Source organism: Streptomyces bugieae, from assembly GCF_036352915.1.
Lineage (GTDB): Bacteria > Actinomycetota > Actinomycetes > Streptomycetales > Streptomycetaceae > Streptomyces > Streptomyces endophytica.
This window is the reverse complement of sequence record NZ_JAZBJP010000001.1, coordinates 863,492-886,483: the sequence shown is the minus strand read 5'-3', so window position 1 is coordinate 886,483 and position 22,992 is coordinate 863,492. Positions and strand designations below refer to the sequence as shown.

Here is a 22,992-nt window from a genome sequence, read left to right as displayed (position 1 = left end):
CTAAGGGACTCCTCACCCGTGCCGCGTCGCTCCCGCGGCCCGTGCGGTGAGGTGGGCGGGCGGGGCGATGCCGGCGGGCAGCAGCGGGTCGGCCTGCGGCGGGCCCCAGGTGGTGTGCAGCGGCAGCACCCCCGCCCACAGGCCGAGCGCGGCGTCGGGCCCGTCGCCGTCGTCCGGCGGCCCGGTACGGACCTTCACCGACGCCTCGTCGAGGGAGAGCGCCAGCAGCGTGGTCGCGGCGAGCTCCTTGCGGTTCGGGCGGCGGGCGTAGTCCCACTGGCCCGGCGCGGCCTGCTCGGTCAGGCAGCGCAGCCCGGCGAGCTTCTCCTCGGGGTCGGTGACCGGGCGCGGGGTGCCGAACACCATCGCGCTGCGGTAGTTGACGCCGTGCTCGAAGACGGAACGGGCCAGCACCAGGCCGTCGACATGGGTGACGGTGACGCAGACGTCGGTCCCGGGGGAGGCGATCAGGCTGCGGCTGGCGACGGAGCCGTGGACGTAGAGCGTGCTGCCGTCCGCGCCGTAGACCGTGGGGACGACCAGCGGGGTGCCGTCCACCATGACGCCGAGATGGCACAGGAAGCCCTCGGCCAGGACGGCGTCGAGCGCCGCGCGGTCGGTCGGGCCCTGCTCGCGCAGCCGGCGGTGGCGGGTGCGGTCGGTCTGCGACAGGCTGCGGCCGGGCCGGGCTGTCATGGGGGCCTTGTGTCCTGATTCCATGGTCGACTGTCTACATGGCGGCGGAATTCGTTGTCCAGGTCTTTTGTCGCGACGGATTCAGTAGATCGTCGAGGCGGGTCACCAGCGGGTCGTCAGCTCCACCGTGACGGACTCCAGGGCCGCGGCCGCCGCCTTGTTGACCTCGGTCGCGGTGCCGGCCCGGAGCATGATCCGGCCGATCCGGCTGAGGTTGTCGTGCGGACCGCCGACGTCGTCGCCGGGCAGCTTCGACAGGCCGGTGGCGACGATGTGCTCGCCGCGGGGGAGGGCACTGACCCAGCGCAGCGTGCCGGCTTCCGGAGCGGTGAGGAAACGGATCGCGGCGGCCGCCGCCCGGCGCGGTGTCACGTCGGGGCGTTCGCCCAGCGCGGCCTGGAGGCAGGCGCGGGCCATGTCGATGCCGAGCGCCTCCTTGACCAGCCTCATGATGTGGTCGCCCGGGGGCCGGGCACCGACCTCGAGGACGTACGGGCGGCCCCGGGGGTCGACCTTCACCTCGGTGTGCGCGACACCGTGGCGCAGGCCCAGGGCCGTGCACGCCGCGGTGGCCGCCGCGAGCACGGCCGCCCGTATGTCGCGGGGGAGTTCGGCCGGCACCGTGTGGCCCAGTTCGGCGCGGTGGGCCCCGTCGGTGGTGAACTTCTCGGTGACCGCGAGGTGGTGGAGCTCGCCGCCGGCCAGGACCGTCTCGACGCTGAACTCCTCGCCGGGCACGTACTCCTGTGCCAGCAGCGTGCGGTCCAGGGCGATGCCGTGCGAGGGCTTGTGCGTCTCGGAGCGGGCCAGGCGGGCGGCGGCGGGGAGTTCGGCGGCCGAGCGGACGACGGACACCCCGATCGAGGCGGCGTTCTCGGCCGGTTTGACGACGAGCGGGAAGTCCAGCCCGGCGTCCGCGATCCGGCGGGCCAGGGCGGCGGCGTCCGGCGCCGCGACCGTGCGCGGGGCCGGTACGCCGCGGGCCGCGAACGCCTCGGCCATCATCCGCTTGTTGCGGCCGGCGTCGGCGAGTTCGGGCCGGTGGCCGGGCAGCCCCAGGTCCGCGGCGAGCCGGGTGGCGAGCGGGGTGAGGAACTCCCAGCAGGGAACGACGGCGGCCACGTCGTGGGCGCGGCAGAACGCGGCCAGTTCGGCGCGGGCGGCCGCGGGGTCGGCGAAGTCGGTGAAGACCGGCGCGGTGATCCGCGCCTTCAGATCGGGGCGGTAGCGCGCGTACACGTCCTCATGGGTGGCGGCGTAGGCCGCGAGGCCCAGCCCGGCGGCCGCGGTCAGCAGGTCCTCGCCCGCGGCGACGTCGGGCTCGATCAGCAGGACTTTCTTCACGGTGCGGTTCCTTCCGGTGCGCGGTGCGCGGTGCGCGGTGCGCGGTGCGGCGGTTCGCCGGTCAGCCGGTGGCGCGGCGGCGCAGCGCCGGTGCCAGGGCCAGCTGGCCGGCCGCGGCGAGCAGGCACAGCGCGGCGCAGGTCAGCCAGAGGGCGGGGGAGCCGAGGGTGAGCAGACGGGTGCCGGCGACGGGGGCGATCAGGAAGCCGGTGCCCCAGGCCATCCCGATCAGGCCGTTGTAGCGGCCGCGCAGCGGGGCCGGCGCCAGGTCGGCGACGACCGCCGCGGTGACCGCGAAGACCAGGATCTCGCCGACCGTGGAGACCGTGACCGCCAGCGCGTACCCGACGGTGGCAAAGGCGGTGGCGGCCACCGCGTTGCCACCGGCCGCCAGGGCGAACCCGGTGGCCAGCACCCGGCTCTTGTCGTGGTCGGCCAGCCGGTGGCCGATCAGCGGCTGCAGGGCGATCACGACGATGCCGTTGACGCCCATCACCAGGCCGTACGCGCCGCTGGACAGGCCGGTGCCGCGCATCGCCAGCGGCAGGGTGGCGAACGCCTGCTGGAAGACGACCGCGTAGACCACGATGATCCCGGCGAAGGCGAGCATGGGGCGGTCGGCGAGGACGGTGCGGTAGCTGCCGGCGGTGCGGTCCCGGACGGCCGGGCGGGTCTCCGGGACGGCCAGCCACACCAGCACCCCGAAGAACGTACAGGCGCCCGCGTCGATCCAGAAGATCAACTGGTAGCCGTGCGAGGCGAGCCGGCCGCCGAGCACCATGGCGACCGAGAAGCCGAGGTTGATCGCCCAGAGCAGCAGCCCGAAGGCGCGGGTGCGGTCGGCGGCGGGCACCGCGTCGGCGACCAGGGCCTGGGCGGCGGGGCGGAAGAGGTCGATGGTGACGCCGAGCGTGAAGCAGGCGAGGATCAGCACGGTCAGGCCGTGGGCGTGGCCGAGGACGAGCAGGGTCGCGCCGTTCGCCAGCATCCCGCCGGTCAGCGCCACCCGGCGGCCGAACCGGTCGGCGAGGAAGCCGCCCAGCGGCTGGGAGACGACCGAGCCGACGCCGACGACGGCGAGGACCAGGCCGGTGTCGGCCAGCGAGACGCCGCGGGCACCGGTCAGATAGAGGGCGAGGAAGGGATTGACCATCGAGCCCAGGCGGTTGACCAGCGAACCGCCCCACAGCACCCAGAACGCGCGGGGCAGTCCGCCCGCCCGCACCCGGACGTAACGGCGCAGCCGGCCGGGTGCGGGCGCACCGGGCGGCGGTGCGGGGGCGTCGGTGCTGCGCACGGCTCTCTCCTGCGGGTGGTCGGTCACTGCGGGCCGCCGCCGGGCACGGCCGGTGCCACGGCCCGGGCGGCGGCGTCGGCCAGGGCCGCGCGGTCGACCTTGCCGTTCGCCGTGACGGGCAGCGCGTCCAGCAGCTGGATCTGCTGCGGGACCATGTACGGCGGCAGGGCCGCGGCGCAGAACTCCCGTAGCGCGCCGGCGTCCGGCGGGGTCCGGCCGGCACCGGGGACCACGAAGGCGGCGAGTTCGAGGCCGCCGTCGGGGAGGGGAAGGGCCAGCGCGGTCGCGGCGGCGGCGCCGGGGAACTCCGTCAACCGCCGCTCCACCTCGGCGAGTTCGACGCGGTTGCCGTTGATCTGCACCTGGGAGTCGGTCCGGCCGCGGAAGAAGAACGCGCCGTCCTCGCCCCGGACGGCCAGGTCGCCGGTGCGCAGCACCACCTGGCCGGACTGCGGACACAGCGGGTCGGGGACCAGCGCGGCGCGGGTGGCCTCCGGGTCGTCCCAGTACCCGGAGAACAGCGCGGGGCTGCGCAGATGGATCTCGCCGGGCACGCCGGGCCGGTCGACGACCGTCCCCGACGCGTCGACGAGCAGCATCTCCGCACCGGGGTGGGCGACGCCGATGGACAACCGCTCCACGTCGTCCGGCAGGGGGCGCGGGACGTCCTCGAAGGAGGCGGCCATCGACTCGGTGGCGCCGTAGCAGTTGATGATGCGGGCCGCGGGCAGCAGTTCCTGGAGCCGCCGCAGTTCGGGCAGCGGGAACTCCTCGCCGCAGAACAGCACCGAACGCAGCCGGTCGAGGGCGGCCAGCCGCTCCGGCTCGTACCGCAGCGGCTGCCGCCAGATCGACGGGACGCCGTTGACCTGGGTGGCACCGGTCTCCCGCAGCACCCGCAGCAGATGGCGGGGCCAGCGCACCAGTTGCGGCGGGACCGGGACGACGGCGGCGCCGCTGCCCAGCGCCAGGCCGATGTTGAGCAGCGAGAAGTCGAACTGCAGCGGTGAGGTGCTGGCGACGCGGTCCTCGGGCGCGGCGATCCGGTGCGCCAGCATGCCCCGGTAGAAGGCGGTCACCGCCCGGTGGCTCATCACCACGCCCTTGGGCCGGCCCGTGGTGCCGGAGGTGAAGATGATGTACGCGGGGTCGGTGACGCAGGGCACCCGGCGGCGGGGCCGGTGGGGTCCGGGGGCGCGGTCGACGGTCAGTCCGTCCGGGCCGAACCGGGCGGTGCCGGTCGTCGGCGGGAGGCCGGTCCGGGTGCCGTCCGCGGCCTGGAGGTGGAGCGCGGGCCGGGCGGTGGCGAGGATCGACTCCAGTCGCTGCCGCGGGGTTTCGGGGCTCACCGGGACGAAGGTGAGGCCGGCCCGGGAGCAGGCGAGGAGCGCGGCGACGGCCGGTGCGGTGGTGTCGGACTCCAGGACGACCCGTGAGCCGGTCTCGATGTCCAGCGCGCCGAGGCCGTCCGCGTACGCGTCCACCAGGGCGCCGAGTTCGGCGTAGGTGGTCACGGTGGTCGCACCGGGCCGGGGGGACTCGATCACGGCGGGGGCGTCGGGGGTGTGCCGGGCGGCGGCGAGCAGGAAGTCGTGGAGGAACTCCCCGGCCGGACCGGCGGGGGCGGACGGCGGCTGACTCACGGTGCTCACGGTGCGAAAGACCCCTCGTGGTGTACGGGAACGGTGAATCCGGGGCAGCCGGGGCGGATATGACGATCCGTCGGCTGCTGACGGGCGTGCGCGGCGGCGCCCCGGGAAGCGCCCGGCCGGCGGTCGAAGCGCCCTCCATGCTTCCGTATAGCGGAAGTTGAATTTCGAAGAGTGGTGATCAGGTTCTCATGTGCGCGACGGGGTTGGCGTGTGAGGTGGGTCACGTTTGATGGTCGCCCGGTCGACCTGGACAGACTTCAACAGCTTGTGGCAGCGTCGGTCGTGCACGGAATTCAAATTTCGCATGATGGAAGTGCAGCAATGGGGGAACGTATGACCGAGGCCGGACCGCTCTCGCTGGGCCAGCTCTCGGTGTGGCATGACATCCGCGACCTGCCGGCCCACCGGCGGCACGAGCCCAACAACGCCGCCGCCTGGCCGCTGCCGCGCGGCACCGACGCCGCACGGGTCCGCACCGCGCTCGGCGCCGTCGCCGCCCGGCACCCCTCGCTGCGCACCCGCTACGACCTCCAGGACGCCGACGCGCCACGGCAGTTGACGCCCGACCGCGACACCGACGACACCCTGCCGGCCGTACCCGACGACGGCACCGCGCCCGACCGCCGCGCCGCCGAACTCGCCCACCAGCCCTTCGACCTCGGCCGGCAGCACGGCTGGCGGGCCCGGCTGCTGACCCGCGACGGCACCCCCACCCACCTGCTGTTCGTCAAACACCACATCACCGCCGACGCCTGGGCCCAGGAACTCCTGCACCGGGAATTCCGGCAGGCGCTCACCGACCCCGACGGCCTCGGCCCCACCCCGCCCGGCCCCGCCGACCTCGCCGCCGAACAGTACGGCCCCGCCGGACTCCGCCGGCAGGCCGCCGCGCTCGACCACTGGACCCAGCTGCTCTCCCACGCACCGCCGGCCGCCCTGCCCCACACCGGCACGGCGGGCGGCACCGTCCAGGCCACCCTGCACTCCGCGGCCGCCCGCCCGGCCGCCCACACCCTCGCCGAACGCGCCCGGGTCTCCGTCTCCAGCGTCGTCCTCGCCGCCTACGTCCGCAGCGTCGCCCGCCGATGCGGCACCGACACCCTGCTCGTCCAACTGATGAGCGCCAACCGCTTCGCCGGCCGCTGGAAGACCGTGGTCACCTCGATGAACCAGTGGGTCCCCGCCCTCGTCGAACAGGCCCGCACCGACGACCTGGTCACCCTCGCGGACGCGGTGCACTGGAGCGGCCTGACCGCCTTCCGGCACGGCATGCACGACGTCACCGCGGTCGCCGCCCTGCGCGCCCGGACGCCCGGTGCCGCCGAACCGGCCTGCGCCTTCAACTACGTGGCCGTACCCGGCGGTTCGCCACTGGACGCCCCACCGCAACAGGGCCCGAGGGACGGCCGCCCACCCACCCTCACCTGGGAGGAACCCTTCACCACCATCGGGCCGCGATGTTACGCCCGTGCCCTGGAGACCGACGCCGGGCTCTCGATCCGGCTCACCGCGAAGGACCTCGGCCGCGAACAGTGCGCCGAGCTGCTCCGGGACCTGCACGACGGCCTGCTCACCGCCGCCGGGCGGCCCTGAGGCGGAACCGCCCACCCACACCGGCACCGGCCACGGCCACGCGCCGCGGCCCGGCGGATCCCGCCCGCCGCACCGGCCGGCCCCGTGCCCCCCGCCGGACCACACCGCGCGCCGCCGATGCCGCGCGGCCGCACCCCCGGCCGGCCCCCGTCGCCCGCCCCACCCCCGCCGTGCTCGTTCCTGCCCCCAGGAGGCCGCCCGTGCCCGAACACGTCCTGGTCCTGCACCGCTGGACCGACCGCTACGCCGACTACGCCGCCTACCTCGACCACTCCGTCCACCGCGTCAGCTACCTCACCACCGAACGGGCCGCCCGCCACCTCCCCGTCGAACAGGCCGCCGCGGTACGGCTCGTGGACAGCACCGAGAACGTCAAGGAGGTCCGCGCCGCCCTCGACACCCTGGTCGAGCGGCTCGGCCCGCCCACCCGGATCGTCGCCCTCCAGGAGACCGACCTCGACCTCGCCGCCGACCTCCGCGACGCCTTCGGCCTGCCCGGACAGCGCGCCGAGGACCTGCTGCCGCTGCGCGACAAACTGCTGATGGCCCAGCGGCTCGAAGCCGCCGGCCTCCCCGTACCGCCCACCGCCGCGGCCACCGGACCCGACGCGGTGGCCGCCTTCGCCGCCCGGCACGGCTGGCCGGTCCTGCTCAAACCGCGGCGCGGCACCGCCAGCGCCGGCATCACCCGCCTCGACTCCCCGGACGACCTCGGGCGCCACGCCTTCCCGCCGGAGACCGGCATGCTCGTCCAGCAGTGGCGGCCCGACCAGGTCCTGCACGTCGACGGCGTGCACACCGGCGACCGCCTCGGTCCCTGGCGGGCCTCCCGCTACCTCCACACCTGCCTGGAGTTCACCACCGGCGCGGCACTCGGCTCGGTGGAGATCGACGACCCCGCGCTCCTCGCCCGCATCGGAGGGCTCACCGCCGCCGCTACCGAGGCCCTGTTCACCGGCCCGTCCGTCTTCCACCTCGAACTCTTCGAGAGCGAGCGCGGCGACCTGACCGTCCTGGAGATCGGCGCCCGCCCCGGCGGAGCCGAAGTCCCCTTCGTCTGGCGCGAGGTGCACGGCATCGACCTGATGGCCGCGGCCTTCGCCCACCAGGTCGGCACCCCCGACCCGACCGCCGGCGCGCACCCCGCACCGGACGAGGTGGCCGGCTGGCTGCTGGTCCCGCCCTCCGTCCCCGCCCCCTGCCGGGTACGCGATATCACCGGATATCCTGCCGACGACGGACCGTACGCCCAAGTCCTCCCGGAACGGGGCACGTTGATGCGGGGCGGTGGATACGAACACGCCGGGGCACGGTTCCGCTTCCGCGGCCGCAGCAGCGCGGAAGTGACCGCCGCCCTCCACCGCACCCTGCGCACCGCCCGGCTCGACTGCACCCCCGTCGACCCCGCGGCACCCGCCCGGCTCGTCCTCGTCGGCTGCGGCAACCCGCCCTACCGCGCCTACGCCCTGGACACCGTCGCCGGCCGGGTGACCACCGCCCTCGTCCAGTCCACCGAGCCGGACTGGCAACGCCGGTACCTCGCCGACCGGTTCCGTACCGCGGACACCTCCGACGCCACCGCGACCACCCGCGCGATCGCCGACCTGCTCGCCGGCCACCCCGGCCCCGGGGCCGTCCTCACCTGGGACGAGACCCTGCTGGAGAGCACCGCCGAGGCCGCCCGCCGGCTGGGCCTGCCGCACATGAGCCCCGAGGCCGCCCGCCGCTGCCGCGACAAGCTCGCCACCCGCCGGCTGCTCGCCGCAGCCGGAGTGCCCTCCGCACGCTTCCACGAGGTCCACACCCCCGACGAGGCGGTCGCCGCCTCCGAGGAACTCGGCCGGCCGGTCGTCGTCAAACCCCGGGCCCTGGCCGGCAGCATCGGCGTCACCCTCGCCGGCGACCCCGAACAGGTCCGGCACGCCTTCGACCAGGCCCGCACCGCCGCCTTCCCCGGCATCCCCGCGACCGCCGGCGCGATCGTCGAGGAATACCTGACCGGACCCGAGATCAGCGTGGACTGCGCGGTCGCCGACGGCACCGTCCGGATCGTCAACGTGGCCCGCAAACGCCTCGGCTTCGCCCCGTACTTCGAGGAGACCGGGCACCTCGTCGCGCCCTGGCGGCACGAGCCGTGGGCCGACGAGGTGCGCTCCGTCGTCACCGACGCGCACACCGCCCTCGGCATCCGCACCGGCCTCACCCACACCGAACTCCGCCTCACCCCCACCGGACCCCGCGTCGTCGAGGTCAACGGCCGGCTCGGCGGCGACTTCATCCCGCTCCTCGGCACCCTCGCCACCGGCGTCGACCCGGTCGCGGCCGCCGCCGACCTCGCCCTCGGCCGGACCCCGGAACTCACCCCGCACCACGACCGCTGCGCCGAGGTGAGCTTCGTCTACCCCGAGCACGACGGCACCGTCCACTCCCTCGACCTCACCACCGCCGCGACCGTCCCCGGCATCGTCCGGGCCGTGCCGCTCGCCGCGCCCGGCACCACGCTGCGGCTGCCGCCCCGCGGCATCGTGCCGCGCCTCGCCGCCCTCATCGCCGTCGGCGACACCCCCGAGGAGTGCGCCACCGCGCTGACCGGTGCCCGGCACGCCGTACGCCACTCCCTGACCCCGCTGCTCCGACCGTCCACCCCGACCAAGGACAACCGCCCATGACCTGGATCCTCGGTGTCAACGCACCGCCCACCGGCTGGCACGACAGCGCCGCCTGCCTCGTCAACGGGGACGGCGACATCATCGCCTTCACCGAAGAGGAGCGCGTCAACCGCCACCGCCACTCCCTCTACCGCAAGCCGTTCGGCGCCGCCCGCTTCTGCCTGGCCCAGGCCGGCATCACCGCCGCCGACATCGACGTGGTCGCCCTCGGCTGGGACAGCGAACAGCTCTACCCGCGGCGCTTCGCGAACGACGCCGAATTCCTCGCCTACGCCGTCGGACTGGACTTCACGGGCCGCACGCCCGAGGTCGTCCGCGTCCCCCACCACCAGGCGCACGCCGCCTCCTCCTTCTACGCCTCACCCTTCCCGAAGGCCGGGGTGCTGGTCGTCGACGGCCACGGCGAGAACGAGTCCTCCACGATCTGGACGTACGAGGACGGCGCCGAACCCCGCCTGGAACGCAGCTGGCAGCGCACCGCCTCGCTCGGCTACGCCTACGACGCCGCCTCCACCTGGCTCGGCTTCTCCTTCCTCAACGCCGGCAAGACCATGGGCCTGGCCGCCTACGGGCGCGCCGCCGGGCTGGACGTCGAGCCGCTGGTGGACCTCACGGCCGACGACTTCGGCCTGGCCGTCGAACCGCTGGCGGAGAGCCGGGGGAAGGCCACCGCCGACGAGATCAAGGCGCAGTACGACGACACCGTCGGCCGCTGGCGGGAGCGCTACACCAAGATCGCCGGGGCGGACGGGCCGTGCGTCCCCGAGGAGCGGCTCCCCGACGACCCGAACGCCGTCCTCGTCGCGTACACCGCCCAGCGGCTCATCGAGCAGACCGTGACCCATCTCGCCGCGCTGACCCGCAGGGCGGCCGGCGTCGAGGAGCTGTGCCTCAGCGGCGGCGTCGCCCTCAACTGCAGCACCAACGGCACGCTGCCCGGCCCGCTGTACGTACCGCCCGTACCGCACGACGCGGGGGTCGCCCTCGGGGCGGCCTGGACGGTGCGGCCGCCCAGGAGGAGGGCGGGGGCGCTGAGTCCCTATCTGGGGGTGGATGTGTGGGCCCCTGATCGCCTCAACGGCGGGGAGGGGGCGGGTATTCCGGGGGCCGGGGTGCCGGGAGCGGGTGCTCCGGGGGCCGGGGTGCCGGGAGCGGGTGCTCCGGGGGCCGGTGTTACGGGCGCCGGTGTGCCGGGGCGGGGCCGGCGTGGGGCCGTGGCCGAGGGGCTGGACCTCTCGGGGCTGGTGCGGGCGGATCTGGACATCGACGAGCTGACCGGGTTGCTGCTGGACGGGCAGGTGGGGGCGGTCGCCCAGGGGCGGGCCGAGGTGGGGCCGCGGGCGCTGTGCCGGCGCTCGATCATCGCCGTGCCGGACACCGCGGACGTCAACACCCGGGTCAACACCGTCAAGAACCGCGAGCAGTGGCGCCCCTTCGCCGGCGTCACCCGGCCCGGCTACGGCGCCCGACTCTGGGCGCAGCAGCAGTACTTGAGCCTCTACATGCTCGGCGCCGCCAAGGCCACCGAGCTCGGCCGGCAGGTCGCCCCCGGCGTCGTCCACGTCGACGGCACCACCCGGCCGCAGGTCCTGCACGGCGACGAGGCTCCCGCGGTCGGCGCCGCCCTGGACGCCCTGGAACGGCACGGCGCGCCCCCGGTCCTGCTCAACACCTCCTTCAACGACAAGGGCGAGCCCATCGTCAACACCGCCGCCGACGCGCTGCGCGCCTTCCGCGCCATGGACCTGGACTTCCTGGTCCTCGGCGACGACCTCTACCGCAAACCGCACCGGACCGGGGGTGAGCGCTGATGCCGGCCGGCCTGCCGGAGACCGCCCGCTTCCGGGCGTTCGGCCCCCGCCACCTCGACGAGATCGCCCGCCGCCACGGCCTGCCCGACGACCTCCGCGAGACCGTGCGCCGGGTGTCGCTGGTGCTGCCGTTCCGCGTCAACGAGTACGTGCTCGGCGAACTCATCGACTGGGACCGGGTCCCCCAGGACCCGATGTTCCAACTCACCTTCCCGCAGCGCGGCATGCTCGCCCCGGCCGACGAGAACCAGCTGGCCAAACTCTCCGCCGACCCCGCCGACAAGCCGCTGCTGCGCGGGGCCGTCCAGGAGATCCGCCGCCGCCTCAACCCCCACCCGTCCGGCCAGCAGCAGCTCAACGTGCCCACCCAGGACGGCGGCCGGCTCCCCGGCCTGCAGCACAAATACCGCGAGACGGTGCTCTACTTCCCCGGCCAGGGCCAGACCTGCCACGCCTACTGCACCTACTGCTTCCGCTGGGCCCAGTTCATCGGCGACGCCGACCTCAAATTCGCCGCCCCCGACCCCGGCGGGCTGATCCGCTACCTCGCCGACCACCCCGAGGTCCACGACGTGCTGGTCACCGGCGGCGACCCGATGGTGATGTCCACCGAGCGGCTGCGCGGCCACCTGGAGCCGCTGCTGGGCGTCGAGACGGTCCGCACGATCCGGATCGGCACCAAGTCCGTCGCCTACTGGCCGCAGCGCTTCGTCACCGACCCGGACGCCGACGACGTGCTGCGGCTGTTCGAGCGGGTGATCGCCTCCGGGCGGCAGCTCGCGGTGATGGCGCACTTCAGCCACCCGCGGGAACTGGCGACCGGCCTCGCCCGGCAGGCGCTGGCCCGCATCCGTGCGACCGGCGCGGTGGTCTACTGCCAGGCGCCGCTGATCGCCCACGTCAACGACGACGCCCGGGTCTGGAGCGAGCTGTGGCGGGCCGAACTCGCGGCCGGCGCGGTGCCCTACTACCTGTTCGTCGAGCGCGACACCGGCCCTTACGACTACTTCAAGGTGCCGCTGGCCAGGGCGGTCGAGATCTTCACCGACGCCTACCGCACCCTGCCGGGCCTGGCCCGCACGGTGCGCGGCCCGGTGATGTCCGCCACCCCCGGCAAGGTCGTCGTGGACGGCGTCGAGGAGACCCCCGACGGGGCGTACTTCCGGCTGCGGATGCTCCAGGCCCGCAACCCCGACCTGGTCGGCCGGCCGTTCCGGGCCCGCTACTCCGCCGACGCCGCCTGGCTCGACGACCTCGTACCCGACCCCGCCACCCCGGCCGACCTCGCCGCGGCCCTGCGCGGCGGCGCACCGACCGCACCCGGCCCGGCCGGCCCCGGCGCGGCCCGCCGCACCGGCCGCGCGGAGAGGAACCCCGCATGACCGCCGTCACCGTCGCCCCGCCCTCCCCGAACCTGGCGCTCAACCAGCTCGTCGACCGGCGCCGCGCCGAAGGGGCCTCGCTGGTCCACCTGGCGTTCGGCGAGGCCCGGCTGCCGGTCCTGCCCCAGCTCGCCGCCCAGCTGGCGGCCGGCGCGAGCCGCTCGGCGTACGGGCCGGTGGCCGGCGCGGAGAGCGTGCGCCGCGCGGTGGCCGGCTACTTCACCCGCCGCCGGCTGCCCACCGAACCCGACCGGGTGATGGTCGCCCCCGGCAGCAAACCGCTGCTGATGGCCCTCCAACTCGTCGTCCCCGGCGACCTGTTGCTGCCCCGGCCCGCCTGGAACAGCTACGCCCCGCAGGCCCGGTACGCCGGCAAGAAGGTCTTCGGCGTGCCGGTCCCCGCCGAGTGCGGCGGCGTCCCGGCGCCCGACGCGCTGCGCGAGACCCTGCACCGGGCCCGGGCGGCCGGCGCCGACCCCCGGCTGCTGGTCCTCACCCTCCCCGACAACCCCACCGGAACCGTGGCCCCGCCCGCGCTGATCCGCGACCTGTGCGCGCTGGCCCGCGCCGAGGACCTGCTGATCGTCTCCGACGAGATCTACCGCGACCTCGTCCACGACCCCGACGCCACCCCCTACCTCAGCCCCGCCGAAGTCGCCCCGGAACGCACCGTCGTCACCAGCGGACTGTCCAAGACCCTCGGCCTCGGCGGCTGGCGGATCGGCGTGGCCCGCTTCCCCTCCGGCGACACCGGCGCCCTGCTCCGGGACGCCACCCTCGCCGCGGCCAGCGAGATCTGGTCCACCCTGGCCGGGCCGATGCAGCAGGTCGCCGAGTACGCGTACGCCGAACCGCCGGAGATCACCGCGCGGATGCGGGCGAGCGCCCGGCTGCACGGCGCGGTGGCCCGGGCCGTGCACCGGACCGCGGTCGAGGCGGGCGCCGTGTGCCGCCCGCCCACCGGCGGCTTCTACGTCTACCCGGACTTCGCGCCGCTGCGCGACCGGCTGGCGGCCCGCGGCGTCACCGACTCCGCCTCGCTCGCCGCCCGCCTCCTCGACGACGCGGGCATCGTCGTGCTCGCCGGACACCTCCTCGGCGACGCCCCGCAGGCGCTGCGCTTCAAGGCCGCCACCAGCCTGCTCTACGGCGACGAACGGCAGCAGCACGAGGCGCTGCACGCCGCCGACCCCACCCGCCTGCCGCACATCGCCACCGAACTCACCCGGATCGCCGAGGGCTTCGCCCGGCTGACGGGGGCGGCATGAGCCCCACCACCCCGCACGGAAGGACACCGGCCATGGCCGTCACAGGGGAACCGGAGCAGTTCGCGTTCGGTTCCGTCCACAGCGGTCTGCTCGACTGCGTCCAGGTCAACCTGGCGGTCCTCGCGGACCACCACCACGGGCCCGGAGCACACCTCCGGCTCGGCGCCCCCCTGGGCTTTCGCTCCTGGGAGGGCCCCGGCGGACTGCCCACCGTCGATCCGCCGCTCACCGAGCAACTCCGGCTGGCGCCGGGCCTCCTGGGGCTCCGCGTCGTGCGGCGGGAGCGGATGAGCCGCACCGGCATGTTCGCGGCGATCCGCCGGGCCGGCGCCGCCCGCTACGTCGTCGCCGACTCCTTCCACCTGCCCTGGCTGCCGTACCACGGGCAGGCACACATGGAACACAGCTTCCTGCTCGCCGCCGGGCCCGGCGGCTGGCACGTCACCGACGCCTACCGCAGCGAGACCTCCTGGGGCACCGCCGCCCCCGGCACCTGGGTGCTCACCGAGGACGCGCTGGCCGGCATCGAGTCCGCCGAGGTCGTCGAGGTGGCACCGGACACCGCCCGCCCGGCCGCCGGACCGCCCCCGCTGGTGTCCGTCGACGAGAGCGCGGTCGCCGCCTACCTCGACGCGTACGACGCCTGCCCGGACCGCGTCCGGGCGATCGGTCAACTGGCCGTCGAGACCTGGCTGCTGGCCCGCTCCCGCACCCTGCACGCCACCTACCGCGCGCTCTTCACCGACCACGCCGACGAGGAGCGGCGGGCGGCCGAGGCCGGGCACCTGCGGGCCTGGGACAAGGTCGTCGAGCAGACCTACCTCGCCCACCGCCGGCTGTCCCGCGGCCGCGCCGAGCCCCCGGGCGTCGTGGACCGGCTGCGGCAGGTGCTCACCGCCGACATCGCCGTCTTCGGCACCCCGCCCGGCAACCCGGCCCCCGCGGCCGCCCCACCCGCCGACGACGCGCTCCGCGACCGGGTGGCCGCCGTGGCCGCGGAGGTGCTCGGCGTGGAGGTGGCCGGCCTCCTCGACGGCGCCCCCTTCGACTCCTTCCCCTCCTTCAGCTCCTTCCGGCTGATCGAGATCATCGAGCGGCTGGAGACCGCACTGGGCCGGGAACTCGACGCCGACGCGCTCGTACCCGAAAACCTCCGCCGGGTCGACGACCTGTGCCGCATCGCCCGCTGACCGCACCACGAAAGAGACCCCATGGACGCCCGCTTCACCGCCCTGCTGCGGCCCTTCCTCAAGCCCGCCGGCCCCGGCGAGATCACCCTCACCCCCGACACCGACCTGCGCAAACTCGGCGTCGACTCCATGCAGGCCATCGAGCTGCTGTTCGCCGTCGAGGACACCTTCGGCATCTCGCTGCCGGACGAGGAGCTCAACGACACCACCTTCGCCACCGCCGGCAGCCTCTGGAACGTGATCGCCGCACAGCTGCCGGCGGGCGCCGGCGACGGCACGGCCGGCCGGGAGACCGCATGACCACCGAGCCCGCCCCCCGGCCCCCGCTCGACCTGACCGACCGGCTCGCCGCCGTCACCGAGGCCACCGAGGAACACCTGGCCCACACCGACCGCGCCGCGGAATTCCCGGTGGCCGCGCTGGACGCGCTGCGCCGCACCGCCCTGCTCGGCCTGCTGGTCCCCGTCGCACACGGCGGACTCGGCGGCACCGCACGGGACCTGGTGGCCGCCGCCCAGACCCTCGGGCGCAGCGACATGTCCGTCGGCATGATCTTCGCGATGCACTGCCAGCAGGCGGCGGCCCTGGTCCGCTACGGGAGCGAGCGGCTGCGCAAGGAGGTGCTGCCGCGGATCGCGGCGGGGGAGTGCTACCTCGCCTCCGTCACCACGGAGGCCGGCAAGGGCGGCCACCTGCTCAGCGCACAGGCGCAACTTGCCGACGAGGGCGGCGAGTTGGCGGTGGAGCGGTTCGCGCCCATCGTCACCGGCGGCGCCCACGCCGACGGCTTCCTGATCACCATGCGCAGCCCCGGGGCCGACGCCACCGCCCACGAGGTGACGCTGGTCTACGCCCACCGCGACCAGCTCGACCTCACCGCCTCCGGCGACTGGCAGCCGATGGGCATGCGCGCCGGCCACAGCGCCGCGCTCACCCTGACCGGACGCGTCCCCGGCCACCAAGTCGTCGGCGAAGTGGGGGAGTTCCACCGGATCGCGGCCACGGTCTTCGGGCCGCTGGCCCACCTCGGCTGGTCGGCGGTCTGGCTCGGCACCGCCGCCGGGGCGCTCTCCCGCGTGCTGCGCCTGCTGCGCAGCCCCGCCGGCCGGGCCCGCTTCGACCTCACCTCCGAGCTCCTCCTCACCCGGATCGCCCGGTCCCGGCAGCGCCTCGACATCGTGCACGCCCTGCTCCAACAAGCCCTGCGCACCGTGGAGTTCGGCGCCGACCTGTCCGCACCGGCCCGCCAGCTCCAGCTCAACGCGCTGAAGATCACCGCCTCCGAGGAGTGCCTGGCGGCCGTCGACGACCTGATCGCCGCGCTCGGACTGCGCCACGGCTACCTCAAGGACTCACCCACCCGGCTCGAACAGGCCCTGCGCGACCTGCGGTCCGCGCCGCTCAACTACAGCAACGACCGGCTGCACCTCGCCGACGGCCGGCTGGCGCTGCGCGACCAGGGGGTGAGCTTTGCCTGACGCCCGCTACGCCCCGCTCGACGCACTGCCCCGCACCGCACCCGGCGCACAGGTCTGGGCCGCACTCGGCGGCGCCGGCCTGACCGCCGGCGCCTACCGCGACCGGCGGCCCGGCACCGGCATCGACCCGGCCGGCCTCGCCGATCTGCTCACCGCCGTCGACGCCCGCTTCTCCGTCGCCGCCACCCTGTCGGTCAGCGTCCAGCTGGCCACCGCGCTGCCCCTGCTCACCACCGGCCGGGCGCCGGTGGCCCGGCAGGCCCTGGACGGTGCGCTCGCCGGGCGGGCCACCCTCGCCCTCGCCGCCACCGACGTCACCGCCGGCACCGACCTCACCGCCCTCCGCACGGAACTGCGGATCGAGGACGACGCCCTCGACGTGACCGGCGAGAAGAACTGGATCGCCAACACCACCACCGCCGCCCACTTCCTCGTCCTCGCCCGGCACCGCCCCGGACGGCACTTCACCCACTTCACCTGGGTCCTGGTGCCGGCCGACGCACCGGGCGTCACCGTGCGCCCCGCCGACTCCGCCCTGTTCGCCGCCTCCGGCGCCGGCCACGTCACCTTCGACGGGGTACGGCTCGGCCGGGACCACGTGCTCGGCCGCGTCGGCCTCGGACTGCCGCTCTTCGCCCGCCACATCGGCACCGAACGGCTGGCCGGCGCCCAGTGGGGCGTGGCGCTGTGCCGCCGGGTGCTGGCCGACACCCACCGCCGCCTCGCCGGGCGCCCGCACGGGGACGGCGCCCTGTGGGACCGTGACGCGGTCCGGCAGCGGTTCGCGGCCGGCCTGCTCCGCGTACGCGCACTCCACGCCCTCACCGTCGAGTTGGCCGACCAGGTGGCGCTGCGGCACGACGCCACGGCGGCCGCCACCCTCAAGGCGGCCGCCGGCGCCACCGTCCACCACGTCCTCGCCGACTGCGCCCAGCTGTGGGGCGCGGCCGGCTTCACCACCGGAGGGATCCAGGAACTCCGCGCCCAGGCCGCGCTGTTCGGCATCGGCGGCGGCGCCGACGAGGTGGTCCTCGGCATCCTCGCGGACGCCGCCGAGGACGTGCTGGCCGCCCTCGAACGGCCGGGCACCCTGCCGTGACGGCACCGATCGAGGTGGCCCGCGGGGTCTGGGTGGCCACCACGACCGCGGACCGCACCGCCCCCAGCACCCACCGGGACGACCGGCTCCGGGCGGCCGCCCTGCCCGAATGGCGGGCCCGCGAATTCCTCGCCGGCCGCGGGCTGTTGCGGCAGCTGCTGGCCGCCGTGCGGCCCGGCCCGGCCGGGGCGGAGATCGTCCCCGACCGGCGGGGCAAGCCGCATCTGCGCGGGCACCCGGACCTCGGCATCAGCGTGTCCCACAGCCGGGGCGCGCTCGCCGCCGGGGTGGCGCCGGGGCGCGCCGTCGGCGTGGACGTCCAGTGCCCGGACCCCGCCGTCAGCGCCTCCTTCGCCCGGCGGCTGCTCGGAGCGCACGCCGGGCGGCTCACCGCACTGCCCCCGGCCGCGGCCGCCGAGGAGGTCGCCTGGGTGTGGACCGCCCAGGAAGCCTGCGTCAAGGCCGGCGGACTGGGCCTCGCCGGGCGGCCCTGGACCATCGACGTCCCGCCCGGCGCCCGCTCGGGCCGCTGGCAGGGCTACCGCTGGCTGAGCCTGCGCGACCACTCCAGCACCCCGCTGAGCTGCGCATTCGCCATGACCGCAGGCACGCGGGGCGGGCCCGCTGGTACGCCCGGCACCCCTGCCGCGCACCACCCCATCCCTTGGAAAGGCGAACGGTGAGCATCCCCGCCGCACGGCACACCCTGTACGACTGGTTCGCGGCCACGGCCGCCGCCCACCCGGACCGGCCCGCGCTGGAGACCGGCGGCAGCACGCTGACCTACGCCCGGCTCGCCGCCCGCGCCGACGCCCTCGCGGCCGCGCTGCTCGACCGCCTGGACGGAACCCCGCCCCGCCGGGTGGGCCTGCTGGCCGGCCGCACCGCCGTCGCCTACGCCGGATACCTCGCCGTCCTGCGCCTCGGCGCCACGGTCGTCCCGCTCGGCCCCGCCTTCCCGGCCGAGCGCAACGCCCGGATCGTCCGCGCCGCCCGGCTCGACGCCGTACTCTCCGACGGGACCGCCGCCTCGCCCACCCCGCCCGGCGTGCCCCTGGTCACCCGCACCGACCCCGAACTGCCGCACCTCACCGCCGCACCGCTCCCCGCCCTGCCCGCCGCCCTCCCTGAGGACCTCGCCTACCTCCTCTTCACCTCCGGCTCCACCGGCGTCCCCAAGGGCGTCCCCATCCAGCACCGCAACGTCTGCGCCTACCTCACGCACGCCGTCCCGCGCGCCGCCGCCGGCCCCGGCGCCCGCTGCGCACAGACCTTCGACCTCACCTTCGACCCGTCCGTGCACGACATGTTCACCACCTGGGGGAGCGGCGCCACCCTCGTCGTCCCGTCCCGCGACGACCTGCTCGCCCCGGTGCGCTTCGTCAACCGGCACGCCCTGACCCACTGGAACTCCGTACCGTCGGTGATCTCCCTCGCCCGGCGGTTCCGCGCGCTGAAGCCGGACAGCATGCCGACGCTGCGCCACAGCATGTTCTGCGGTGAGCCGCTGACCCTCCAGCAGGCCGCGGCCTGGCACCGCGCCGCCCCGCACAGCCGGCTGGAGAACGCCTACGGCCCCACCGAGCTGACCGTGACCTGCACCGCCTACCGCCTGCCCCCCGACCCCGCCCACTGGCCGACCCCGGCCAACGGCACCGTCCCCATCGGAGCCCCCTACCCGGGACTCCAACTCCTCGACCACGACGGCGAGTTGTGCGTCCGCGGCGCACAGCGCTTCCCCGGCTACCTCGACCCGGCCGACAACACCGGCCGCTTCCTGGCACCCGACGGCTCCCCGTACGACCCGGCCACACCGCTGACCGACGACCACTGGTACCGCACCGGCGACCGCGTCACCGCGCTGGACGCGTCCGCCGTCCCGGCCGCCGGCGACGGCAGCCGGCCGCTGGTCCATCTCGGCCGCGGCGACCAGCAGGTCCAGGTGCACGGCTACCGCGTCGAACTCGGCGAGGTCGAGGCCGCGTTGCGCGCCCTGCCGGGCGTCCGGGACGCCGCCGTGCTGCCCCGGAGCACCCCCGGCGGCGTGGAACTCACCGCCGCGTACACCGGCATCCCCGGCACCACCGCCGACGGCCTCCGCGCGGCCCTGCGCGACCGGCTCCCCGGCTACATGGTCCCGGCCACCCTCACCGCCCTCCACGCCCTGCCGCTCAACGCCAACGGCAAGACCGACCGCGCCGCGCTCGACGCGCTGCTGCCGGGCGCGCCGGACCGCGCCCCTTAGCGAGGGCGCCCGGCGCGTCAGGGGTCGGGCAGGTCGAGGCGGCGGGCCGTGCCGGGCGCGATGACGAAGGACCGGTCGCGCAGCCGGACCCGGACCGGCGGCAGGTCCGACTCCGGTACGGCGATGCCCACTTGCTCGGCGCGGATCCGCAGATCGACGTCCCAGTGCCAGCGGTAGCGGATCCGCACCGCGAACTTCGACAGCTGCGGGAGCGGGGCCGGGTCCAGCCAGAGGGCCTCCTCCCGGGTCTCCAGCCCGGTCAGGCCGCGCTGCACCAGGTCCAGGCTGCCGGCCATCGCGCCCAGGTGGATGCCCTCCGCGGTCGTACCGCCCTGGACGTCGGCCACGTCCCCGGCCAGCGCCTCCTCGCAGTACGCCCAGGCGTCGGGCCGCTGGACCCGGGCCAGCACCCAGGCGTGGGCCAGCGCGCTGAGCGTCGAGCCGTGGCTGGTGCGGCTCAGGTAGTAGTCCACCGTGGCGTGCCAGGTGTCCTCGTCGAGCGGATACCCCAACCCGCCGAACACGGCGGCGAGTTCGGACGGCGAGAAGAGGTAGCCGAGCATCAGCACGTCGGCCTGCTTGGACGCCTGGTAGCGGTTGACGGTGTCGCCCTCCGCCTCCAGGATCCGGTCCAGCCGCCGGATGTCGCCGTACCGCCGCCGGTAGCCCTCCCAGTCCAGTTCGGCGAGGTCCCCGTACCCGGCGAACTGGCTGATGACGCCGCGGTGGTGCGGTACATGCAGCCGGTGCGCGATGTCCTCCCAGCGCTCCGGCTCGTCCGGGGTGAGCTGCATCCGTTCGAAGAGCTGCCGGCGGTGCGCCTCGGGCAGTGTGTCGCACAGCTCCAGGGCCCGCATCAGCACCCAGGCCGCGGTCACATTGGTGTAGGCGTTGTCGTCCACGCCCGGCTGCGCCGCCCCCGGATAGCCGTCGTGGTACTCGTCGGGACCGACCACCCCGCGGATCCGGTACCGGCCCAGCCCGGTGTCCCAGGCCGTGGCCGAGGCCCAGAAGCGGGCGATCTGCAGCAGCATCTCCGCGCCCTTGGTCTGCACGAAGTCGCTGTCACCACTGGCCTGTCCGTACTGCCAGATGTTGTACGCGATGGCCGAGCCGACGTGGTGCTGCAGCCGCGAGTAGTCGGGCAGCCAGCGGCCCGAGCGCGGGTTGAGGTGGAGCTGCTGGGTCTCCTCCCGGCCGTCCCCGGCGCTCTGCCACGGGTACATCGCACCGGTCCGGCCGGCCTCCCGTGCCGCGTGGACGGCGGCCGGCAGCCGCCGGTAGCGGTACTCCAGCAACGCCCGGGAGACCTGCGGCAGATGCAGGTTCAGGAACGGCAGCACGAACAGCTCGTCCCAGAAGACGTGCCCCCGGTAGGACTCGCCGTGCAGTCCGCGGGCCGGCACCCCGACGTCGAGTTCGGCGGTGTGCGGCGACAGGGTCTGCAGCACGTGGAAGAGGTGCAGCCGCAGGATCTGGCCGGCCTCCCCGGGCACCTCCAGCTTCGCCTGCCGCCACAGGTCCGCCCAGGCGCGGCGGTGCGACGCCAGCAACTGCCGGAAGTGCGGCGCCTGGACCACGCAGTCGACCGCCGCGCGCCGGGGACTCTCGATCGCCGGGTCGCGGGAGGTGTACAGCGCCACGGTCTTGTCGACGACCGCGGTGCTGCCGGGGCCGATCGGCAGCACCATGGTCTGAAAGGTCCGCAGCACCGTCAGCCGGGTCTGGTGCGCCACGCCCCGGGCCGGTGTGGCCCGCAGCCGCGCCGCCAGCGCCACCAGGATGTCCGAGTCGATGGTGCGCGAGGTCAGCCACATGGTGTCGGGCCGCTCGGAGCCCGCCTCCCAGCCGCGCAGATGCTGGTCGGCCAGCCCCTGGTAGCGCGCCACCCCGGCATTGCGGACCCCGCCGTCGATCGCCGCCTCCACCTCGACCGCGCCGGCCCACCCGTCGGCCGTGAACGTCAGGCGCTGCGCGGCCAGGTGCGGCTCGCCCATGTGCACCAGGCGGCGCTCCTCCACGCCCAGCCGCCGCCCCGCCTCGTCGGTGTACGCCGAGGAGCGGGTCAGGGTGCCGCCGCGCAGGTCCAGAGCCTGCCGGTGCGCGGTGAGATGCGGGTGGTCGGGCGAGAGCCACGGGCCGGGAGCGGCGTCGGCGGGGCAGATCCGGTAGCGCAGCGGAAGCCAGTTGGGCATGTTGACCATGTCCTCGTTGTCCACGGACCGGCCCGCCACGGTGGAGGTGAGCCGGTCGTAGCAGCCGGCCACGTACGTCCCCGGATAGTGCACGGGGTCGCCCAGCACCTCGCACGCCGCGCCACGGGTGACGAAGTAGCCGTTGCCCAGCGCGCACAGCGTCTCCCGCAGCCGCTCGCCCGCCGGGTCATAGCCCTCGTACGACCAGCTCCAGAGGCGCGCCATCAGTCCTCCCCGGCCACCAGCAGCTCGCCGGGGTCGGCCACGACCAGATCGGCGCCGTGCCGGCGCAGGGCCGCCGCGCTGATCCGGCCGCCGGTCCGGTCCACGCCCACCACCAGCCCGAACCCGCCCCGCCGGCCCGCCTCGACACCGGCCAGCGCGTCCTCCACCACGGCGGTGTCCCGGGGCGGCACGTCCAGCCGCCGGGCCGCCTCGACGAACAGCGCCGGGTCCGGTTTGCCGGGCAGGTTCAGCCGGCGCACCTCGTTGCCGTCCACCACGGTCTGGAACAGCGCCAGCACCCCGGCCGCGGCCAGCAGCTCGGTCGCGTGCCGGGACGCCGAGACCGCGGCGCACGGGACCCGGGCCCGCCGCAGCGCGTCCAGCAGGCGCACGCTGCCGGGCCAGGCCTCGATGGTGTGGGTCCGCAGGCCGGCGGTGAAGAGCTGCTCCTTGCGTGCGGCCAGGGCCCCGACCGAGCCGGTGCCGGGGGCGTCGTCCACGCCGCCGGGCGGCAGGTCCAGGCCCCGGGACGCCAGGAAGGTGGCCGCCCCGTCCAGCCGGGAGCGGCCGTCGACGTACCGCAGGTAGTCCTCCACGAGGTCGAACGGGCGCTGGCCGCCGGTGGCCTCCAGGAACGGGTCGAAGGCTTCCTTCCAGGCCGCGGCGTGCAGCCGGGCGGAGTCGATGATCACTCCGTCGGTGTCGAGGACCACGGCCCGCAGTGAGCGCAGGGCCGTGGCGAGCAACGGCGCACCGGTCATCGTGACATCCGTTCGTCGCTGTCCGTCGCCGGTTCTGTCGGGTCCGGCGTCGGTGTCCTTTCCATGGCACCACGCCCGGCAGCCGCG

17 protein-coding genes are annotated in these 22,992 nt (G+C 75.3%); 11 read left to right on the top strand and 6 right to left on the bottom strand.

All coding sequences use genetic code 11. The features are described 5' to 3' along the window. Positions 1–12 precede the first annotated feature (12 nt). From V2J85_RS04150 to V2J85_RS04135, 4 genes are all read right to left on the bottom strand, one after another. Complete coding sequence (locus V2J85_RS04150; protein ID WP_261953029.1) at positions 13–696, bottom strand: pyridoxamine 5'-phosphate oxidase family protein; 684 nt, start codon at positions 694–696, stop codon at positions 13–15. Positions 697–798: 102 nt separating this feature from the next. Then, positions 799–2,040: an ATP-grasp domain-containing protein gene (locus V2J85_RS04145; protein ID WP_330820648.1), complete on the bottom strand. Its 1,242-nt coding sequence runs from the start codon at positions 2,038–2,040 to the stop codon at positions 799–801. A gap of 61 nt (positions 2,041–2,101) precedes the next feature. After that, complete coding sequence (locus V2J85_RS04140) at positions 2,102–3,337, bottom strand: MFS transporter (protein WP_330820647.1); 1,236 nt, start codon at positions 3,335–3,337, stop codon at positions 2,102–2,104. Between the two features lie 23 nt (positions 3,338–3,360). Continuing rightward, on the bottom strand, positions 3,361–4,989 hold the full coding sequence (locus V2J85_RS04135; RefSeq protein ID WP_330820646.1) for an AMP-binding protein: 1,629 nt from the start codon (positions 4,987–4,989) through the stop codon (positions 3,361–3,363). Between the two features lie 321 nt (positions 4,990–5,310). On the opposite strand from V2J85_RS04135, the gene V2J85_RS04130 reads away from it, so the two are divergent. From V2J85_RS04130 to V2J85_RS04080, 11 genes are all read left to right on the top strand, one after another. Further along, positions 5,311–6,582, top strand: a complete 1,272-nt coding sequence (locus V2J85_RS04130) for a condensation domain-containing protein (RefSeq protein ID WP_330820645.1) — start codon at positions 5,311–5,313, stop codon at positions 6,580–6,582. 200 nt (positions 6,583–6,782) lie between these two features. Next, positions 6,783–9,251, top strand: coding sequence for an ATP-grasp domain-containing protein (locus V2J85_RS04125; protein WP_330820644.1), 2,469 nt, complete (start codon positions 6,783–6,785; stop codon positions 9,249–9,251). Then, the gene (locus V2J85_RS04120) at positions 9,248–11,062 is read left to right on the top strand and encodes a carbamoyltransferase C-terminal domain-containing protein (RefSeq protein WP_330820643.1); all 1,815 of its coding nucleotides are present in this window, start codon (positions 9,248–9,250) and stop codon (positions 11,060–11,062) included. Before V2J85_RS04125 ends, V2J85_RS04120 begins: the two co-directional genes overlap by 4 nt. Then, entirely contained in the window at positions 11,062–12,444 is a 1,383-nt protein-coding gene (locus tag V2J85_RS04115; RefSeq protein ID WP_330820642.1) for a KamA family radical SAM protein, read from the top strand. The genes V2J85_RS04120 and V2J85_RS04115 overlap by 1 nt, the downstream gene beginning before the upstream one ends. Next, positions 12,441–13,712, top strand: coding sequence for a pyridoxal phosphate-dependent aminotransferase (locus V2J85_RS04110; RefSeq protein WP_330820641.1), 1,272 nt, complete (start codon positions 12,441–12,443; stop codon positions 13,710–13,712). Before V2J85_RS04115 ends, V2J85_RS04110 begins: the two co-directional genes overlap by 4 nt. Before the next feature lie 32 nt (positions 13,713–13,744). Continuing rightward, a complete protein-coding gene (locus V2J85_RS04105; RefSeq protein ID WP_330820640.1) occupies positions 13,745–14,902 on the top strand; it encodes a hypothetical protein in 1,158 nt (385 codons plus the stop codon). Between the two features lie 21 nt (positions 14,903–14,923). Continuing rightward, on the top strand, positions 14,924–15,202 hold the full coding sequence (locus tag V2J85_RS04100) for an acyl carrier protein (protein ID WP_261953039.1): 279 nt from the start codon (positions 14,924–14,926) through the stop codon (positions 15,200–15,202). Then, positions 15,199–16,380 (top strand): acyl-CoA dehydrogenase family protein, encoded by a 1,182-nt coding sequence (locus V2J85_RS04095; RefSeq protein ID WP_330820639.1) that lies wholly within the window; start codon positions 15,199–15,201, stop codon positions 16,378–16,380. Before V2J85_RS04100 ends, V2J85_RS04095 begins: the two co-directional genes overlap by 4 nt. Next, positions 16,373–17,479 (top strand): acyl-CoA dehydrogenase family protein, encoded by a 1,107-nt coding sequence (locus V2J85_RS04090; RefSeq protein WP_330820638.1) that lies wholly within the window; start codon positions 16,373–16,375, stop codon positions 17,477–17,479. Before V2J85_RS04095 ends, V2J85_RS04090 begins: the two co-directional genes overlap by 8 nt. Further along, positions 17,476–18,162, top strand: coding sequence for a 4'-phosphopantetheinyl transferase family protein (locus V2J85_RS04085; protein WP_330820637.1), 687 nt, complete (start codon positions 17,476–17,478; stop codon positions 18,160–18,162). Before V2J85_RS04090 ends, V2J85_RS04085 begins: the two co-directional genes overlap by 4 nt. Next, complete coding sequence (locus tag V2J85_RS04080; protein ID WP_330820636.1) at positions 18,159–19,724, top strand: AMP-binding protein; 1,566 nt, start codon at positions 18,159–18,161, stop codon at positions 19,722–19,724. Before V2J85_RS04085 ends, V2J85_RS04080 begins: the two co-directional genes overlap by 4 nt. A gap of 17 nt (positions 19,725–19,741) precedes the next feature. Here V2J85_RS04080 and V2J85_RS04075 read toward each other — a convergent pair whose 3' ends face one another. Both V2J85_RS04075 and V2J85_RS04070 read right to left on the bottom strand, forming a co-directional pair. Beyond that, positions 19,742–22,144 carry a glycoside hydrolase family 65 protein gene (locus tag V2J85_RS04075; RefSeq protein ID WP_330820635.1) on the bottom strand — a complete coding sequence of 801 codons (2,403 nt, stop codon included), beginning with the start codon at positions 22,142–22,144 and terminating at the stop codon, positions 19,742–19,744. Further along, positions 22,144–22,905 (bottom strand): HAD family hydrolase, encoded by a 762-nt coding sequence (locus V2J85_RS04070; RefSeq protein ID WP_330820634.1) that lies wholly within the window; start codon positions 22,903–22,905, stop codon positions 22,144–22,146. Before V2J85_RS04070 ends, V2J85_RS04075 begins: the two co-directional genes overlap by 1 nt. Positions 22,906–22,992 lie beyond the last annotated feature (87 nt).

Excerpts from the sequence above, each read along its gene's own strand:
- V2J85_RS04150 (WP_261953029.1), bottom strand. The coding sequence starts at position 696 with ATGACAGCCCGGCCCGGCCGCAGCCTGTCGCAGACCGACCGCACCCGC.
- V2J85_RS04130 (WP_330820645.1), top strand. The coding sequence starts at position 5,311 with ATGGGGGAACGTATGACCGAGGCCGGACCGCTCTCGCTGGGCCAGCTC.
- V2J85_RS04120 (WP_330820643.1), top strand. The coding sequence starts at position 9,248 with ATGACCTGGATCCTCGGTGTCAACGCACCGCCCACCGGCTGGCACGAC.
- V2J85_RS04115 (WP_330820642.1), top strand. The coding sequence starts at position 11,062 with ATGCCGGCCGGCCTGCCGGAGACCGCCCGCTTCCGGGCGTTCGGCCCC.
- V2J85_RS04110 (WP_330820641.1), top strand. The coding sequence starts at position 12,441 with ATGACCGCCGTCACCGTCGCCCCGCCCTCCCCGAACCTGGCGCTCAAC.
- V2J85_RS04105 (WP_330820640.1), top strand. The coding sequence starts at position 13,745 with ATGGCCGTCACAGGGGAACCGGAGCAGTTCGCGTTCGGTTCCGTCCAC.
- V2J85_RS04100 (WP_261953039.1), top strand. The coding sequence starts at position 14,924 with ATGGACGCCCGCTTCACCGCCCTGCTGCGGCCCTTCCTCAAGCCCGCC.
- V2J85_RS04095 (WP_330820639.1), top strand. The coding sequence starts at position 15,199 with ATGACCACCGAGCCCGCCCCCCGGCCCCCGCTCGACCTGACCGACCGG.
- V2J85_RS04075 (WP_330820635.1), bottom strand. The coding sequence starts at position 22,144 with ATGGCGCGCCTCTGGAGCTGGTCGTACGAGGGCTATGACCCGGCGGGC.
- V2J85_RS04070 (WP_330820634.1), bottom strand. The coding sequence starts at position 22,905 with ATGACCGGTGCGCCGTTGCTCGCCACGGCCCTGCGCTCACTGCGGGCC.